At 33.0% G+C, this 18,543-nt stretch carries 17 protein-coding genes and 1 riboswitch; of the genes, 11 read left to right on the top strand and 6 right to left on the bottom strand.

From position 1 onward, the window contains the following. The first annotated feature begins 10 nt into the window (after window positions 1-10). Genes ACA31_RS11780 through ACA31_RS11770 form a run of 3 tightly spaced genes read left to right on the top strand, consistent with a single transcriptional unit; the run spans window position 11 to window position 2,123 of the window. Complete coding sequence (locus ACA31_RS11780) at window positions 11-451, top strand: PTS sugar transporter subunit IIA (protein ID WP_057513511.1); 441 nt, start codon at window positions 11-13, stop codon at window positions 449-451. A gap of 5 nt (window positions 452-456) precedes the next feature. Next, window positions 457-741 carry a PTS sugar transporter subunit IIB gene (locus ACA31_RS11775; RefSeq protein WP_057513510.1) on the top strand — a complete coding sequence of 95 codons (285 nt, stop codon included), beginning with the start codon at window positions 457-459 and terminating at the stop codon, window positions 739-741. A 23-nt stretch (window positions 742-764) separates the two neighbouring features. Then, window positions 765-2,123, top strand: a complete 1,359-nt coding sequence (locus ACA31_RS11770; protein ID WP_057513509.1) for a PTS ascorbate transporter subunit IIC — start codon at window positions 765-767, stop codon at window positions 2,121-2,123. Between the two features lie 116 nt (window positions 2,124-2,239). On the opposite strand, the gene ACA31_RS11765 is transcribed toward ACA31_RS11770, so the two are convergent. After that, window positions 2,240-2,593: an MmcQ/YjbR family DNA-binding protein gene (locus tag ACA31_RS11765; protein ID WP_367576199.1), complete on the bottom strand. Its 354-nt coding sequence runs from the start codon at window positions 2,591-2,593 to the stop codon at window positions 2,240-2,242. A gap of 200 nt (window positions 2,594-2,793) precedes the next feature. Here ACA31_RS11765 and ACA31_RS11760 point away from each other — a divergent pair, with 200 nt between their 5' ends. Beyond that, on the top strand, window positions 2,794-4,290 hold the full coding sequence (locus tag ACA31_RS11760) for a glycosyltransferase (RefSeq protein WP_057513507.1): 1,497 nt from the start codon (window positions 2,794-2,796) through the stop codon (window positions 4,288-4,290). 64 nt (window positions 4,291-4,354) lie between these two features. Beyond that, window positions 4,355-5,218 (top strand): UTP--glucose-1-phosphate uridylyltransferase GalU, encoded by an 864-nt coding sequence (gene galU / locus ACA31_RS11755; protein WP_057513506.1) that lies wholly within the window; start codon window positions 4,355-4,357, stop codon window positions 5,216-5,218. Between the two features lie 147 nt (window positions 5,219-5,365). On the opposite strand, the gene ACA31_RS11750 is transcribed toward galU, so the two are convergent. Further along, the gene (locus tag ACA31_RS11750; RefSeq protein WP_057513505.1) at window positions 5,366-6,193 is read right to left on the bottom strand and encodes an acyl-CoA thioesterase; all 828 of its coding nucleotides are present in this window, start codon (window positions 6,191-6,193) and stop codon (window positions 5,366-5,368) included. A 21-nt stretch (window positions 6,194-6,214) separates the two neighbouring features. After that, window positions 6,215-7,132 (bottom strand): 2-dehydropantoate 2-reductase, encoded by a 918-nt coding sequence (panE, locus tag ACA31_RS11745; protein ID WP_057513504.1) that lies wholly within the window; start codon window positions 7,130-7,132, stop codon window positions 6,215-6,217. Between the two features lie 296 nt (window positions 7,133-7,428). After that, a riboswitch (SAM riboswitch) is annotated at window positions 7,429-7,533 on the top strand. Window positions 7,534-7,623: 90 nt separating this feature from the next. Here panE and ACA31_RS11740 point away from each other — a divergent pair. The 6 genes from ACA31_RS11740 (at window position 7,624) to ACA31_RS11715 (ending at window position 15,547) form a co-directional block, all read left to right on the top strand. Beyond that, window positions 7,624-8,442, top strand: coding sequence for a MetQ/NlpA family ABC transporter substrate-binding protein (locus ACA31_RS11740; RefSeq protein WP_057513503.1), 819 nt, complete (start codon window positions 7,624-7,626; stop codon window positions 8,440-8,442). 105 nt (window positions 8,443-8,547) lie between these two features. Further along, window positions 8,548-9,480 carry a lactate/malate family dehydrogenase gene (locus ACA31_RS11735; protein WP_057513502.1) on the top strand — a complete coding sequence of 311 codons (933 nt, stop codon included), beginning with the start codon at window positions 8,548-8,550 and terminating at the stop codon, window positions 9,478-9,480. A gap of 202 nt (window positions 9,481-9,682) precedes the next feature. Beyond that, window positions 9,683-11,548 (top strand): BglG family transcription antiterminator, encoded by a 1,866-nt coding sequence (locus tag ACA31_RS11730; RefSeq protein ID WP_057513501.1) that lies wholly within the window; start codon window positions 9,683-9,685, stop codon window positions 11,546-11,548. Window positions 11,549-11,626: 78 nt separating this feature from the next. After that, window positions 11,627-13,591 (top strand): fructose-specific PTS transporter subunit EIIC, encoded by a 1,965-nt coding sequence (locus ACA31_RS11725; protein ID WP_057513500.1) that lies wholly within the window; start codon window positions 11,627-11,629, stop codon window positions 13,589-13,591. 16 nt (window positions 13,592-13,607) lie between these two features. Beyond that, on the top strand, window positions 13,608-14,543 hold the full coding sequence (gene manA / locus ACA31_RS11720; RefSeq protein ID WP_057513499.1) for a mannose-6-phosphate isomerase, class I: 936 nt from the start codon (window positions 13,608-13,610) through the stop codon (window positions 14,541-14,543). Window positions 14,544-14,653: 110 nt separating this feature from the next. Continuing rightward, entirely contained in the window at window positions 14,654-15,547 is an 894-nt protein-coding gene (locus ACA31_RS11715; RefSeq protein WP_057513498.1) for an ROK family protein, read from the top strand. 60 nt (window positions 15,548-15,607) lie between these two features. On the opposite strand, the gene ACA31_RS11710 is transcribed toward ACA31_RS11715, so the two are convergent. The 3 genes from ACA31_RS11710 to ACA31_RS11700 all read right to left on the bottom strand — a co-directional run bounded on the left by ACA31_RS11710 (window position 15,608) and on the right by ACA31_RS11700 (window position 18,435). Further along, complete coding sequence (locus ACA31_RS11710; RefSeq protein ID WP_057513497.1) at window positions 15,608-16,066, bottom strand: threonine/serine exporter family protein; 459 nt, start codon at window positions 16,064-16,066, stop codon at window positions 15,608-15,610. Between the two features lie 11 nt (window positions 16,067-16,077). Then, on the bottom strand, window positions 16,078-16,830 hold the full coding sequence (locus ACA31_RS11705; protein ID WP_057513496.1) for a threonine/serine exporter family protein: 753 nt from the start codon (window positions 16,828-16,830) through the stop codon (window positions 16,078-16,080). A gap of 318 nt (window positions 16,831-17,148) precedes the next feature. Beyond that, the gene (locus tag ACA31_RS11700) at window positions 17,149-18,435 is read right to left on the bottom strand and encodes a homocysteine synthase (protein ID WP_057513495.1); all 1,287 of its coding nucleotides are present in this window, start codon (window positions 18,433-18,435) and stop codon (window positions 17,149-17,151) included. Window positions 18,436-18,543: the final 108 nt, after the last annotated feature.

Below are 18,543 nucleotides of genomic sequence, written 5' to 3'. Positions count from 1 at the left end.
GGGGATAAAAATGAGTCTGGAAATTTTATCATCGGATAAAGTACAGATACGAGATCGAGTGGATGATTGGAAAGATGCAATCAGTGTTGCATCTAAACCTCTGCTAGAACAAGGGTACTTTAAACAACAATACATTGAAAAGATGATTTATAGCGTAGAAGAATTAGGACCTTATATTGTAATAGCGCCTGAAATCGCAATAGCGCATGCTAGACCGAGTGATGATGTTAAAAAAATAGGATTAAGTTTATTGAAGTTGAATCAGCATATTAACTTTTCTGAGAACGGACATCATGCTTCTCTCGTGTTTGTATTAAGCGCTGTTGATAACGAAGGACATTTAGAAATTTTAAGGAATTTAGCAACCATCTTAGGAGATTCGAATACAGTTAATAAATTATTAGTAGCAACAGAAATTGATGAAATAATAAGTATATTTAAAGGAGAATGATGAAAATGAAAATTTTAGTTGTATGTGGTCACGGTTTAGGAAGTAGCTTTATGGTGGAAATGAATGCACAGGAATCTTTGAAAAATTTAAATGCACCATCAGACGTTAAAGTTGAACACAGTGATGTCATGTCTGCGAGTCCTGATATGGCAGATTTATTTATTTGCGGTAGAGATTTAGAAGAAAATACAAAGCATTTAGGAGACGTTATTGTTTTAGATAATATTTTAGATAAGGAAGAGTTACAAAATAAATTGAATGAGAGATTGAGTGATTTGAACATTTTATAAATTATAAGTAAGGGGGCAATGTTATGAAACCTATACTAGATTTTATCGTTGATATTTTGAGTCAACCTGCTATATTAGTTGCTTTAATCGCATTAATAGGTCTAATTATGCAGAAAAAATCAGCCACTGACATCACATCCGGTACGATTAAAACAATACTTGGATTTTTAGTGTTAAGTGCAGGGGCGAATGTTGTAACACAATCATTAGAACCATTTGGAAAAATATTCCAACATGCTTTTGGTGTGCAAGGTGTCGTACCTAATAATGAAGCGATTATTTCCATTGCTTTAGAACAGTATGGAACAACAGCAGCATTAATTATGGTATTTGGGATGATTGTTAATATCATTATCGCACGTATTACGAATTTGAAATATATCTTTTTAACAGGGCATCATACATTTTATATGGCAGCCTTTTTAGCCATATTATTGTCAGTAGGTAATATTACTGGGACATTGACAGTAATCACGGGATCTATCATTTTAGGTCTGATTATGGCTATGTTGCCAGCGTTAGCACAACCAACGATGAAGAAAATAACTGGAACTAACCAAGTCGCTTTAGGTCATTTTGGTACTATCAGTTATTGGGCAGCTGGGGAGGTTGGAAAGTTATTTAAAGGAAAATCTAAATCAACTGAAGAAATTAATTTTCCTAAAGGCTTAAGCTTTTTAAGAGAAAGTACAATTAGTATTTCATTAACAATGACATTACTATATTTTGTGGCAGCATTATTTGCGGGTCCAACCTTCGTACATACAGAAATTAGTGATGGTCAAAACTTTATTGTGTTTTCACTGATTCAAGGGGTTACTTTTGCAGCGGGTGTGTTTATTATATTAACAGGGGTACGTTTAATATTAGCTGAAATCGTACCAGCGTTTAAAGGTATCTCTGAAAAATTAGTACCTAATACAAAACCAGCATTAGACTGTCCTATAGTCTTCCCTTATGCACAAAATGCTGTATTAATTGGCTTTTTTGTCAGCTTTATTGTTGGGGTCTTAGGCATGTTCGTCTTATTCTTATTTGGTGGTGTAGTTATTCTTCCAGGTGTAGTAGCTCACTTTTTCCTTGGGGCGACAGCTGGCGTATTTGGTAACGCACGTGGTGGTATTAGAGGCGCAGTAGCTGGCTCAGCATTAAACGGTTTGTTAATTACATTCTTACCACTACTGTTCTTACCATTCCTAGGAGAACTTGGTGGCGCAGCAACGACATTCTCAGATACAGATTTCTTAGTCGTAGGTATCGTATTTGGTAATATAGCTAAATACCTTGGACTTATCGGTATCGCCGTTTTAGTCTTAATCTTAGCAGCGACAGCAATTTTACTACAAAAACGTACGAATCAAAAAGAAGCAAAAGAAGAGTAAAATTAAATATTAAAATAAAACAGGTGAGCATCTTATAAATTAAGGATGCTCACCTGTTTTTTTATGTTGAATTAGTATGAAGTCTTATTAAAAATGATCAATGAAACTGTACAAATTTAATTTGTTAGTTCATAACTTTCTGCTATTAAATCTTTAATATGATTTATAGAGTTAATCTCATTTAGATTGATACTTATCCAATTGGATTTATCCATGTGATAGGCTTTGTAAAAGCCTTCTTTTTTTCTTAAAGGACCAATGAATTCTTGTCTGATTTTTAAATTTAATATATCTATTTCATCAGACCCATTTAATCCTAATTTATCTTCAGTAATATTCATCACTAAAGCAAACCATTTTTGGTTAGATTTATGTCTTAAAGCTGCGAAATTTGAATAAGTATTCCAAGGATAATCTGGTTTCACATCATACTTACGATTTACAAAATTAAAAACTACTTCTCTATCCACTATTATTTCACCTTCTTAATAACTATCTTCCCGTATTGTTTTAATTTAATCCTTAACGAAATTTGATAATTTTGTTAGAATTCAATATAATTTCATGCTATATTGAATTGCCAAATGAAATTAAATAATGTTATAAAATAATATGTTTTATATGGTACAATGTCGATATTGTAAGTGAAGATATCGGAGGAATGTTATAAATGTTGTATACAATTACATCAACATTGCCACTAGTTCATGGTGGAAGAACGAAAGCGTTATTAAATAGAATTCAATTAATGCATGATGATTTAAATGAAATAAACACAATATTAACGACAAATTATAATCCTAATTATTATGATGTTATTAAATCATTTGTGGAAAATAATAAATTAAATGCTCAAATCAGAGTGGAAAATATTTATGATTGGCTTTCTGATTTTAAGTTATTATATAATCCATACTCTAATAGTGACAAAATTGAATATCATGAGGTTAAACGGGATATTGAAGGTCTAACAAGTGAAATACGAAAAAATAATAGGGATGTTGTCCGTTATTATGACGGTGATACATATTTTTTATACAGGAAATTCAGACCAGGAAGTGATATTTTAGAATTCGAAGATTTTATGACACCATATTGTAAAAAAAGAGTTGAAAGACATCAATATAATACTTATGGGGAATTGCATAAAAAAGTTTATTTTTCTACAAAAAATTATGGAAAAATAAGCGAAAAGTTCTATGACAGAGAAGGTAATAAATATTGTGAAAAGTTTTTTGCTGATGATGAGAACACAACACTTTTGTTAGTTCAATTATATAAAGAAGGGAAACATTTTAAAGCATTTGAAAATGAAAAACAGCTTTTTCAGTATTATTTCCAAAATCGTTTTAAAGATGGAGATATTGTTTTTAATGACGCGAGACTTCTAGATGGGGCATTACTACAACAAACAAATCATACGAAAAATATATTGGTGTTCCACAACTCACATTTAGACGGCAATAATATGAAAAAGTCATATAAATATGCACTTACAAATTCAGAACGCGTAACTAAATATTTAGTGTTGACGAACCATCAAAAAATAGATATACAAAATTCATACGCTATTGAAGATGACCATTTTGCTGTAATACCCCACTTTATTGAAGTTGCAGAGCCTTCCCGTGAACCATCAAACTTTAAAAATCAATTTATTTATATAGGTAGATTTGGGTTACAAAAACAATTAGATCATCTTATTAAAGCATATAAGTTATTTCGTGAAGCAGGCTACACGAGTAAATTAGTATTATATGGAAAAGATGAAGCAGGACAATTAAAAATGATTAAAGATTTAATAAATGAATATGCTTTAAATGAGTACGTGGAGATTAATGACTATACATCCAATCCATTAGCAGAATTTAAAGCTTCAAGAGCATCTCTATTAACGAGTAGTTTTGAAGGATTTGGATTAACAATTATGGAAAGTATAGCAGTTGGATGTCCTGTCATTGCGTATGATGTTAAATATGGTCCACGAGAAATAATTGAAAATGGACAGAACGGGTATTTAGCCGAACCTAATAATATTTCAGATTTTGCGAAAAGCATGATGAAAATTGTTGATGAACCACTTAACAATGTAAGAAATAATAATCGATTAAAACATCAAACAGCAATTAATAATTATGCTGAATTATTGAAACAACTTAGAAAATAGAAATTAAACAAATATTAAAATTATAGAACGCAAAATGTGTATATAGAGATAGAGGAGAAAATTTATGCAAATTAAAAAAGCGATTATACCCGCAGCAGGGTTAGGTACAAGATTTTTACCAGCGACAAAGGCCATGCCGAAAGAAATGTTGCCAATATTAGATAAACCTACGATTCAATATATAGTTGAAGAAGCAGTGAATGCGGGTATAGAAGATATTATTATCGTTACAGGTAAACATAAAAGAGCAATAGAAGATCATTTTGATAATCAAAATGAACTTGAAATGATACTTAAATCTAAGGGCAAAAGAGACCTACTAAATGCAGTACAATATTCAAGTAATTTAGCTAACATGTTCTATGTAAGACAAAAAGAACAAAAAGGGCTAGGTCATGCAATATGGTCGGCGAAACAATTTATTGGAAATGAACCTTTTGCGGTATTGTTGGGTGATGATATTGTAAAATCAAATACACCAGCAATTAAGCAATTAATGAATCAATATGACAAAACTGGTAAAGCAATCATCGGTGTGCAATCCGTGAATGAAAGTGAAACACACAGATATGGGATTGTGGATCCATTAGAGTCAAATAATCGATTATTTGGTGTTCGACAATTTGTAGAAAAACCTGAAAAAGGTACAGCACCATCAAATTTAGCGATTATGGGACGCTACGTATTAACACCTGATATATTTGATTATTTAGAAAGCCAAGAAATAGGTGCAGGTGGAGAAATACAATTAACAGATGCGATCGAACGGTTAAATAGTGATGATTGTGTCTATGCTTTCGATTTCGAAGGTAATCGTTTTGATGTAGGTGAAAAGTCAGGATTTGTTAAAACTACAATACAGTTTGCTTTAGACAATGAAGAAATGTCTGAAGATATAATTAATTTTATTAAATCACTAAAATTGTAATATGGATAAAGTTTTAAAAAAGCCTCAACCAATAATGGTTGAGGCTTTTTTAATTATTAAGTTATTTAACTTCGTTCGATACGTCCTTTGGTACGTCTTTGACCTTAAATGTTAAAAACATGAAATGAATTATGAAAATTAAGCAGATTATTCTTTATAATAAACAAATTGACTAGTCGTCGCGAGTAAATTTCCGTCATAGCTCCATATTTCTCCAGTTTGATCAAAGAAACCATCATAGAATCTAAGTGCACGTGTATGACCTAAGACTTCTCTATTGCCGTGCGTTTTAAGTGTTTCTGAATCAACATGAAAATAAATGGTAAGTGAAACTGTTCCAATAGGTACCATTTTTTCACGGCGCACCCAAATACGTGGAAAGAATGCGTCGCATATTGAAGTAAGTGAGAGAAAATCAAGGTTTCTCTTTGGGGTGTCCTGTATCCATTGAAGCGTCGTAGAGTCATGGGCATTGTTAGATTGTATTTGTGATAACGCGAGTGGCGCCCCTTTAATAATTCGTATATCATAATTCTGTAACCAAGGTGGTGCGCCCTCTATTGTTGGAAACTCAACCTTTTCAGCAGCTGGTACATTAGGGAACGCTATTTCGGTAGAAGACCAAGTATCTCGTCGTTGAGCAGTAATAGCCGTTCCAGTAATAACAGTTTTATCATTTTGAGAAAGCACTATATACCAATGCTGAGTGGATCTATTTGTTCGCGTTGGTGTTGCTTTAATATTAAAATCACCATCAGCTACAGGTGCTGCGTAGTTGATAGTTAATGATGCTGGTTCTCCTAATCGTTCTGGATGTTCTAAAACAGCGCGAAGTAACGTAGATGCAATAACGCCACCAAACGGCCCAATCATATTGGCATACTTTTCGGACGTGTGGCCACTATAAACACCTGACGCTTCTTCAGTTAGGTGTGTAGCTTTATCAAATGGATGTACTTGTTTATTAGAATTCATTATGTAACCTCCAATAATGTATTATTGAAGCATTTCTTTATATACTTTTTGGTTTTGATAAACAGTAGTTAGCAGAGGTGCATCTATTTGGTATGATGCTGCTAAATTTAACAAATAACCTTGTAAATGATCTGCTTCAATATTTAACCCTTTTTCCATATCTCGTTGCATAGAAGTCTTAAAGTGATAAGATAATTTTGGCAGTGATTTCATATATTGATCGACGATATTATCTGAAATGGGCGCACTATGTGCACGCATAATTGAAGCGACTTCATTGTATAGTGACTCAATAAAATCTACGCCTCCCACGCTATCACGAATTGGCCCAATTGGTGCATGCATGAGTGTAGTAAGGCTTGATAGTACAGTAATCATTAAATATTTATGCCACATACCTTTTTGGATATTTGAACTTGAAATAAATTCAGCTTTAGTATTTGAAAAAGCTTGAGCAATTTGTTCAGCACGTTCACTTTGGTTGCCATTCAATTCACCAAAAAAGAGTTTGTCAAAAGAATTTGTATGAACGATTTCACCTACAGGATTTAAAGTCGTTTCAATGACACAATAACCACCCATGATTTTATTTTTACCGAAAGTTGATTGTAATTGCGGTAGATGTGCGATTCCATTTAGTAATGGAATAATCACTGTATTGCCGTTAACAAATGGTGTTAAATCTTCAAGGGCATGTTCTAAATGATAAGACTTAGAAGACAAGAGTACTACGTCAAATGGTTTCACACGGTCTTTTTTTGTAATAAGTTGAGGGTTAAAGTGATAGTCACCCTTTTCACTATGAATAGATAGACCATTTCGTTCTAGATATGATTTTCTTTTTGAACGTACTAGAAATGTAACGTTTTGACCACCTTCAGCTAAGCGGCCACCAAAGTAACCACCGATACCACCTGCGCCTAAGACTAAAATTCTCATTATTATGCAACTCCCCATATTATGTATTGTTTCTATATCGCTAATATATATATACCACTTCATAAAATTAATACGCATACTTTTATATATATTTTATATTATTAGTATAGATGTATATATTAAATTAAGGTATTATCCTTTCTTTAAATTCCTCAAAGCATAAAGTTAATTATCAAAATGATTATTGTTTCACATGGAACGAAATTTCAAAAAACAATTTTTAGAATTTTCTAAAATTTCATTGACTAATCATGAGCGCGATGCTAGGATTAGAACAATCAATTACATATGATTTACTCTTATCTAGAGTGGTGGAGGGATGTGCCCTATGAAGCCCAGCAACCGTCGTTTTTGAAATGGTGCTAATTCACAGAAAGTAATTTTACTTTCAAAGATGAGGGAAGGTAGATACTTTCTCTTGAAAATGAAGAGGAAGTATTTTTTTATACATAGTTTTAGTCGTAAATCAAAAAAATATAAGGAGAGATTGGATGAAAAGGGTTATAAGTTTAGTTTCGTTATTCGTATTAGTAGTTATATTGGCGGCGTGCGGAAATTCAAAGGGCGAAGGCGAGGATAAAAAAATCACTATAGCAACGTCTCCAGCACCGCATGGAGAAGTACTTAAACATGCTAAAAAAGCAATGAAAGAAGAAGGTTATGATTTAGAAATCAAGACAGTGAATGACTATAAAGTGCCTAATAAATTATTGGATAAAGGGGATGTAGATGCAAATTTTTTCCAACACGTACCTTATCTAAAAGCTGAAAAAGAAGATCATAACTATAATATTGAAGAAGTAGGAAAAGTATTAACTACGCCAATGGGTGTCTATAGTAAAAAATATAAAGATATTAAAGCTATCCCTAAAGGGTCAACAATTTATGTATCGAATAACCCTGCTGAAGAAGGACGTTTCTTATCATTTTTTGTTGATAAAGGATTAATTGAAATTAAAAAAGGTGTAAATATTGAAGATGCAAAATTTGAGGATATTGTAGAAAATAAAAAGGATTTAAAATTCAATAACAAACAAGGCGCTGAATTTTTACCTAAAACATATAATAGTAAAGAAGGCGCGGCAGTTATTATGAATTCCAACTATGCTATCGATAATGGTCTAACACCACATAAAGATTCGATTGCAGTTGAGTATAAATCATCACCATTTGCAAACATAGTCGCCGTTCAAAAAGGTCATAAAGATGATAAAAAATATCAAACATTAATTAAGATACTACAATCAAAAGATACACAAGACTTTATTAAAAAAGAATACGGTCAAGATGTTATTCCGTATGAAAAATAAGATGTAACAGATGACACAATAAATTAAATACCGTAAATTTGTTATATTTTATATAGTAGTTAAAAGTATTGTGAATTAATATTTAATAGATAAGGCAGGGATAAAATGTCCAAAATAGGAATCATTGGACTTGGTAAAGTAGGAAGCCAAGTACTTACAGACATCCAAAATTTAAGTTTGTTCTCGGATATTGTATTAATTGATACGGATACAGCAAGAGCAAGTGGTGAAGCATTAGATCATTTGCATACACAAGGTATACCTAATTCAACCCACATCAATATTCGTGAAAGCAATTATGAAGATTTAGCAGATGCCTCATTCATTGTAATCGCAGCAAGTGTTCCAACAGATCCTAATGAGGGCGACCGTGTATTACTTGCGAAAGGTAATCGAATTATGATTGAGGGAGTCATGAAACAAATTAATCAGGTGACACAAGATGCGATTGTTATTTTAGTTTCCAATCCAGTGGATACAATTACTTACATGAGCAATGCATCTCAATATCCTTCGCATAAAATAATTGGTACTGGAACATCTTTGGAAACATCTCGTTTTAAAACATTGATTGCGAAATATTACCAAGTTGATCCTAAGAATGTTGAAGGATTTGTGATTGGAGAACATGGACAACATGCAGTGCCAGTATGGAGTAAAGTTAGAATTTATGGGATGACATTAGATGAATTTGAACAATTGACGCATACTTCACCAATCGATAAAGCACGTATAACTTCAGAAATTGATCAGGTATCTATGGATGTGTTTTATAAAAAAGGATGGACAAATGTAGCGATATCGAAAGTGGTTAATTATTTGATACAAGCAATTGCATTAAACCAGCAGACCATCATGCCGTTAACTTCAATAAGTAATGAATATAGTTTGAATGAGAGTGCCTTTAGTCTACCTACATTAGTGGGACGTGAAGGTATTAAACAGCGGTTTGAAATTCAACTCAGCCCAACAGAAATTGAGCAACTTAAAGAGGCGCATCGATATATACAACAAACAATTAGTAATGTAACAAACTAATAATTAAGAGATAGTAACGAATGAAAATTTCAGTTGCTATCTCTTTTTTGTTTAAAATAATCATTTATAGGAGAAATTAATGTAACGTTATATAAACAGTGAACGCCTTGATTATATAATGAGTTATAGCTACAATGTATTTGATATTATAGAAAACGCTTACTAAAAAGGCGTGTAAGAATGTGGAAAGTGCGGTGCAGCCATGCAAGAAAGACATGCTAAGCTTATTCGTTTAATATTAAATAATAGTAAGAATTATTTAAGTGCAAATGAAATAGCGAACTACTTGAACGTTTCCAACAGAACGGTACGAAGTGATATTAAGTATATTAATAGTGAGTTAGTGGAAGAACTCATTGTTAGTGTGAAAGGTAGAGGCTATAAAATGGATCATACCTTATATAGTTTAGAACAATTAGCAGAAATCGTTAAAGCATTTACGAATAAAGAAAGCGAAATACTGTTGAAATTAGGTTATCAATTGCTAATGCATCAACAACCCATGACCGTTGATCAATTGAAAAATGATTTTGATTTAACAAAATCAGAAGTAAATGACTATTTAAATAGATTACAATCATGGTGTGCATCATTTGATATTAATGTAAACATTACTAAGAAAAAAGGTATTACAGTTAAGGGTAACGAAATGAATATAAGAAATGCGATTCTTCATTTAAATCAGCTCTCTACGAAAGACCAGACCGTAGAGCAATTCATTCTAAATGAAATACCAGAAGCACATATTCAAATGATATTTCAAATTATAAAAAGTAACTTAAGTGATTATCAAATACAAACTTCGGATATACGAATTCGGCAATTGTTAATACATCTTATTATTATATTTAAACGAAACAATGACGATGATGCTTCGTGGGTTGTAGATGAAGAATCACAAATTATAGCACAGCATTGTATAGACGAAATAAACCACAAATTAGCATATGGGCTAAGTGACGAAACTGCAAAATTATTTTCATTTTTTATTAGTTACTATTTTAATAAATACGATTTAGGTTTAGAAAAAGTATTCGTTAAAAGTTACATCGATAGAATGATATATCAAATGGAAAAAAGTGTAGGAGTGGATTTTACAAAAGATAAAGAGTTACGTGACAATATTTATTCACATTTTAGTAGAACCTATTTACGTATCGCTAAGAATGTTTATATTAACAATCCATTAACTGAAGATATAAAAAAACATTATCCTTTTGTTTTTAACACATTATATGAAACAGTAAATCATCTGTCTAAAGACGCAAAAATAAATCTAGTAGAAGATGAAATTGCATTTTTAGCATTACATTTTCAATCATCCATAGATCGTAATGAGAAAAATCGGTTTAATATTGTAATTACTTGTTACTATGGTTTGGGTATTTCAAGTTTATTAGAAGCTAAGATAGCAAATTTAGATGATAGGATATATGTGATAGACACATTAAAATCAGAAAATGTGTCACAGTATGATTTTTCAGGTGTTGATGCTTTAATTACGACGCACTTTATAGATAAATCTCAAGTACCAGACACTTTGCAAGTAATAGAGGTTACCCCATTATTTTCTAACGAAGATGCCAATAAAATTCAATCCTTTATACACTATAAGCAAAATCCTGTGCTAAATCATGATGAATTAGCAGCTATTCAATTTGATGTACACTCAGACAAACAAGAGCAAACAGAAGCATCCTATGTATTTGAACAGGCACAAATTATTTTTGGAGAAAACAATTCAGTTACCGGAAAATATATCCAAAGTGCTTTAGAAAGAGAAAAGTTTTCTTCTACTTTTATTGGAAATAGTATTAGTATTCCTCATGGAGACCCTGAAAAAGTACTGAGATCACACGTGGTAATATTTAAAAATTTGCATGGGTTTAGCTGGAAACAAAATAGGGCGAAATTAGTTTTTTTCTTAGCAATAGCAGAACAAGATATTCCAGCTATGAAAAAAATAATTCATACGATAGCTAAATTAACTGAAAAAGATGTAGATCAGTTGTTAGTGCTTGAAGATCAAATTTTAAAAGATAAAGTAATCCAGTTAGTGAAAGAATAATTGCCACTACTAACGGCAATTATTCTTTTTTATATATTGTTGAATGCGCTTACAATTATAAGTAAGGAGGATGACATTATGAAAATTTTAGCGATAACATCGTGTCCAAATGGGATAGCACACACGTATATGGCTCAAGAGAAATTAGAGCAAGCAGGTCAAGAAATGGGTGTAGATATTAAAGTAGAGACGCAGGGAGGCGTCGGTGTTGAAAATGCTTTAACATCGAAAGAAATTAGAGAAGCGGATGGGATTATCATTGCCGCAGACCGTCAAGTAGATTTATCTCGATTTGACGGAAAATTATTAATTAATGAAAGTGTTCGAGAAGGTATTCATAAACCAAAAGAACTCATTCAACGTATTATCGATAAAGATGCGCACGTACATCATGATGCAAATGTGACAGGAGCTTCTAATCAAGATGATGATGAGCAAAAGAGCGGCGTGCAAATGATATATCAACATTTGATGAACGGTGTTTCATTTATGGTTCCATTTATCGTTGTTGGTGGACTATTGATGGCGATTGCATTGACTTTAGGGGGCAAAGCTACACCTGAAGGGTTAGTAATACCAGAAGATTCATTTTGGAAATCAATTGAAAACATTGGAAATTTAGCATTTAGCTTTATGGTTCCTATCTTGGCAGGCTATATCGCTGTAAGTATTGCAGATAAACCAGGACTTGTTCCAGGGATGATTGGTGGTGCGATTGCTGCTGATGGCAGTTTTTATGGTAGCGATGCAGGTGCAGGATTCTTAGGTGGTATCGTAGCAGGTTTCATAGCAGGTTATATTGCAAAATGGATAAAAAATATTAACATACCGAAAGTAATGGCTCCTATTATGCCAATTATCATTATACCGATAATTTCTTCACTTATTGTAGGGCTCATTTTTATTTTTCTAATTGGTGCGCCGATTGCTAGTGTTTTTGAAGGCTTAACGACATGGTTGAAAGGTATGCAAGGAACAAATATTGTGATTTTAGCATTGATTATTGGGGCTATGATTGCTTTTGATATGGGAGGACCAGTAAATAAAGTTGCATTTCTATTTGGTTCAGCACTGATTGCTGAAGGAAATTATGCAGTAATGGGTATGGTTGCTGTTGCGGTATGTACGCCACCTATTGGTCTAGGACTTGCAACATTTATCAACAAACGCAAGTTTAATAAAGGTGAAGTAGAAATGGGCAAAGCCTCATTTACAATGGGATTATTTGGTATAACGGAAGGTGCGATTCCTTTTGCTGCCCAAGATCCATTACGTATTATACCTTCCAATATGATAGGCGCCATGATTGCTGCGGCGATTGCAGCAATTGGTGGCGTAGGTGACAGAGTAGCGCATGGCGGACCTATTGTAGCAGTGCTTGGTGGTATTGACCAAGTTCTTTGGTTCTTTATAGCAGTGATTGTAGGTAGTGTTGTGACAATGTTATCAGTGTTAACACTAAGAAGAAAAACACCAGCAATAGCTGGAGATAGCGCACATACAGATTCAGGAATGGCAGCACATAATCAAAATAATACAGAAGTAACAACGCAAAATAGCGCTGAAATGATCGAAGGTAACCAAGCAATAACAGATGACGAAATTGAAGTATTTCAGCAAGAGGTTATTGAAATATCAGAGAAGAAATTGACAAGAGACGAAGCAATTGAACATCTTGTAGGTCAATTAAATAAATATGATTACATTATAGATATGGAAAGACTGAAAACAGACGTCTTAAAACGTGAAATGGAGTCGACAACGGCTATAGGCATGAACGTTGCAATTCCTCATGCCAAATCAGATGCAGTGAAAAAACCAATCGTAGCAGTTATGAATAATAAACAAGGCGTGAATTGGGACAGCTTAGATGGGACGTTACCAAAAATTGTTTTCTTAATTGCAGTACCAAGTGATAGTAGTGATACACACTTGAAATTGTTACAGCGCTTATCTAGAGCGCTAATGGATGATGATACCCGTCAAAGTTTAATCGATGCAACACATACAGAACAAATATACGAAATACTAAAAGCAATATAAGTGGAGGTATGAGCATATGCCATTATTCTTACAACCCGTTTTTCAAGAACGTATATGGGGTGGTATGGCTTTAAAATCATTCAATTATGATATCCCTAATGAATATACAGGTGAATGTTGGGGAATATCAGCACATCCTAATGGACCGAATATAATTGAGAATGGTAAACATAAAGGTAAAACATTAGAAACAGTATGGAATGAAGATAAAGCATTATTTGGTGAAACTGGTGATTCTAAATTCCCTTTATTAACTAAAATATTAGATGCAAATGATAAATTATCAGTTCAAGTCCATCCAAATGATGAATATGCACAAAAATATGAAGGTGAATACGGCAAAACAGAGTGTTGGTATATTCTAGATGCACAAGAAGATGCAGAGATTATTTATGATGTGAACGCTAAAAATCAGGATGAATTAAATGAAATGATTGATCAACAACAATTTGATAACCTTTTTAAAACAGTAAAAGTACAAGTAGGAGATTTCTTCTATGTGCCAGCTGGAACAGTACATGCAATTGGAAAAGGTATTATGATTTTAGAAACGCAACAGTCTTCGGATACCACATATAGAATATACGATTATGATCGTATAGATAAAGACGGAAACAAACGTGATTTGCACTTAGAACAAAGTAAAGAGGTAATTCATCTTTCAGAACACTCACCTAATACGATGCCAATACATGAAAATATTCAAGGACAGCAGTACACACAATTTGTGTCCAATGACTTTTTCACAGTTGAACGTTGGGTGATTGATGGTAACTTAGATTATAGAAAACCGCATGAATACTGTCTTGTTTCAATTGTTGAAGGTAGCGGACAAATCGCTGTAGACGGAAGCGACTATAGTTTAAATAAAGGCATGCACTTTATACTGACAACAGAAGACAATGAAATTCAATTTAATGGTGACATGACGATGATTGTCAGTCATATATAAATAAGGAGAGGCGGGATAAATTTGATTTGTCACAAGGCAAACTGGTTTTTCCCCTTGTCTCTTTTTGTACATAAGTAAGATAAATTAATAAATAATGGAGTTGGTGGCTGATGTTGAAAATTTGTGTTGATATTGGAGGAACTAAAACAATTGTTGGGCTTATCAATGAAGAATTAGAAATCGTAGCGAGCCAAAAATTTAAGACGAATAAAGATATGCCTGAAAAGGAATTCAATGAAATTATAAGTATTGCGAATGACTACCTAACAAATTATAAGGACGTCGATAAGACTGCTTTAAATATTGCGATGCCAGGACCATGTGATTATACCCAAGGCTTATTTTTAAATCCACCCAATTTGCAAAAATATAAGGGGTTTAATGCGGGTGCTTATATTATGCAAAATAGTAAATTCAATCCACAATTTGTTAATGATACGGATGCTGCAATTTTGGCAGAACATCAGTATATAAAAGCACAAACTAAGGATTTCATTTATTTAACGATTAGTACAGGTGTCGGCATGGCCTACATGAAAAAAGGAGAGTTAGTTTCTGGCGTTGACGGGAACTTTGGTGAGATTGGACATACAGTAATTAAAAATGACAGTAGTTATCAATGTCCTGTCTGTAAGCAATATGGCTGTGTTGAAAATGAGGTTTCCGGGTTAGCAATTAGTATAAAAGCGAGTGATATTTTACAAAGAGAAGTGAGTACGAAAGAAGCTATTGAAATGTATGTTCAAGGGGAAGATAAAACAGTAACTCAAATGATTGAAGAAGTTTTAAAATTAACCCAACAACTTTGTACAAATTTATTTAGTGTATTTAATATTTATCATATTGTATTAGGAGGCGGCGTGACAAAAAGTCCATTGCCTTATAAAGAAAGTATAGAAACATATGTTAAAGCACACCATTTAATACGACATAGTCCGATTAGTATTAAAATAAGTGACTTAGAAGCTAATGTTTTAACGGGTTTATATTTTGTGAATGAATAATAAAAAGACTACACACTATCGTCACATACTTCAAATATGTGACGATAGTGTGTAGTCTTTTTAAAGTTTATTTCTTTTAATAGCTAAGTATTTTCGTATATTCAACGTTTTAGATAATTGATCTGAAATCAACAAACCTAAAGCAATTGCGCCTGCTATCAAAATAGCACGAATGAATGTGTTAGTCGCTTCAGTAAAATTAAGCGTAACAAGCTGTTGTGTCGCACTGAAAGCAATACTTCCTGGAACAAGTGGAATAATGCCAGGGATCATAAATAGCACAACAGGCGCTTTATATATTCGACTCATAGTATGGCTGATTAAACCTAGTGTTAAACTACCTAATAAACTTGTATATATTGTATCCATTTGTCCATGCTCGCTTAAAATAAAGTGGACAATATAACCCATGGCTCCAGCAAATCCAGCAGGAAGAAACACCTTTTTATGCGAATCGTAAATCACGTTGAAAAAATAAGAGGCGCTGAAACTGCATAAGAATGTAATTAAAATAGTCATGAAGACCCCCCTTAAAATAGTGAATACGCAATTGCTATGCCTGAACCAATCGCAAAAGCAATAACTAATGCTTCCAAAAATTTTGCTGTAAACATAAGCATGTGACGGCCAAATAAATCTTGTATTGCGGTTGTAATTAAGACACCAGGAACAATAGGCATAACTGAAGCAAGCATGGCAGGTCCAAACATATTATCAACGTTAAATAATTTAGACCCAAATATAACAATAGTTCCTATTAAAAAAGAGGCTACAAATTCAGGTATAAACATAGTTAATGACTTGCTATGCATGTACTCTACAATTAAAAATCCTGTAGCACCAGCTATGATTGCGGTAATTGCATCTGGCCATGTACCGTTTTGTAAATATAAAAAGCTCAGTGATATAATTCCAGCTGCTATCCCTTTTTTCCACAATGGAATCGTTAATGATGTACGTTCTATATTTTTTAAAAGGTCATAAGCTTCTTCTATAGACAATTGATTACTCGTGAGTTTTCTTGAAACTGCATTAACTTGAAATATTTTCAATAAGTTGGTGATATTTTTATTAATACGTAAAATGCGCGTATCGTGTTCCTCACTAAGTGAAAAGTTGATGAACACATTTATGACATATCCTTGGCTATTGTAATAGCCCATACAAATTGCTATGCGACGCATGGTATCTTCAACACGTGATACTTCAGCGCCAGAAGATAAAAGTATTTTACCGGTAAGTAATATGACATTCATGGTTATTTGATCTTTTTGATTATCCAAACATACACCTCCAACTTATGGAACGATTATTGTTATTATCCCAATATTAATTAACAAACACAAAGGTAAATACCTTTATTAATAGAATATAGAAGTTGAAATATAAAATTACACACGCAGGCGTCTTCGTTTTGTGGAATGGGATAATAACGCGCAGTCTAAAAACGCCCAAACATATCTATGTTGGGCGTTTTTGACGTTATATATTTTCAGAGTGTGAACTTGCTTTCTAGTGACTTTTAATGTTATCTTCCAAGTGAAATTAAGGATTACAAAAGCTAGGCTTTTGCATAAGCATCACTAAGGAAAATTTTTTCATTAATTTCCAAGTGATGCTTTAAAACCTTTATCAAGATCTGAAATGATATCTTCTACTTTTTCTGTTCCAACTGATAATCTTACAAGTTCTGGAAGTACACCTGAAGCTTTTTGTTCTTCTGGTGACAATTGCAAGTGTGTTGTGCTGGCAGGATGAATGATTAATGATTTAGAATCACCAACGTTTGCTACGTGTGAGAATAAATCTAATCCTTCAACAAAATTAGCAATATCGTCTACAGAACCATCAACACCGAATGTAAGTATAGCGCCTTGGCCATCTGGTAGATATTTTTGAGCTAATTTATTATAAGCATTGTTTTCTAAACCTGGATAGTTTACCCATGTTACATTTGGATGTTTTTCTAAGTATTGTGCGATACGTAAAGCATTTTCTGAATGACGTTCCATACGTAGATGTAAAGTTTCTAAGCCAATTAAGAATTCATGAACATTGAAAGGTGATACAGATGCACCTAAATCACGTAATAATTGAACACGTGCTTTAGTGATATACGCAGCTTCTCCTACATCTTTCGCATAAGAGACACCATGATAACTAGGGTCTGGTTCTACTAAGCCAGGGAATTTACCATTATCCCAATTGAATTTACCACTATCAACAATGACGCCGCCGATTGAAGTACCATGTCCACCAATAAATTTAGTGGCTGAATGAACAATAATGTCAGCACCATGCTCAAATGGACGTAATAAATAAGGCGTTGGGAATGTATTGTCAACAATTAACGGAACACCATTATCATGTGCAATATCTGCAACAGCTTCTATATCCAGAACATCTATACGAGGGTTGCCGATTGTTTCTGCATAAACAACTTTTGTTTTATCTGTAATAGCATTTTTAAAGTTTTCAGGATTGCTAGGATCTACAAAATGTACTTTAATGCCTAATTTTTTAAATGTCACTTTTAATAAATTATACGTACCACCGTATAAGTTTGAAGAAGCAACAATTTCGTCACCTGTTTCAACAATGTTTAATAATGCAAGATGTATTGCTGCTTGTCCTGAAGCAGTAGCTAAAGCACCAACGCCACCTTCTAGAGCCGTGATACGTTCTTCAAAGACATTTTGTGTTGGGTTCATAATTCTCGTGTAAATATTACCGTCCTCTTGTAGCGAAAATAATTTTTGTGCATGGTCTGTACTATCAAATACATAACTTGTTGTTTGGTGGATAGGTACTGCACGTGATTTTGAATCATCCACTTGTTGACCACCATGAATTGATAATGTATCTAAATGCCATGAATTCTGACTCATAATGTAAATCCTCCCATAAATTTGAATTTTCTGATAACTAATACTATACAAGAGCTATATAGCGAATTCAAGTATTCTTATTAAAAAAGTAAGGATTTATTTTAGGTG

The organism is Staphylococcus sp. NAM3COL9 (assembly GCF_001431205.1).
GTDB lineage: Bacteria > Bacillota > Bacilli > Staphylococcales > Staphylococcaceae > Staphylococcus.
The sequence above is the reverse complement of the archived record's forward strand: the minus strand, read 5'-3'. Positions and strand labels throughout refer to the sequence as shown.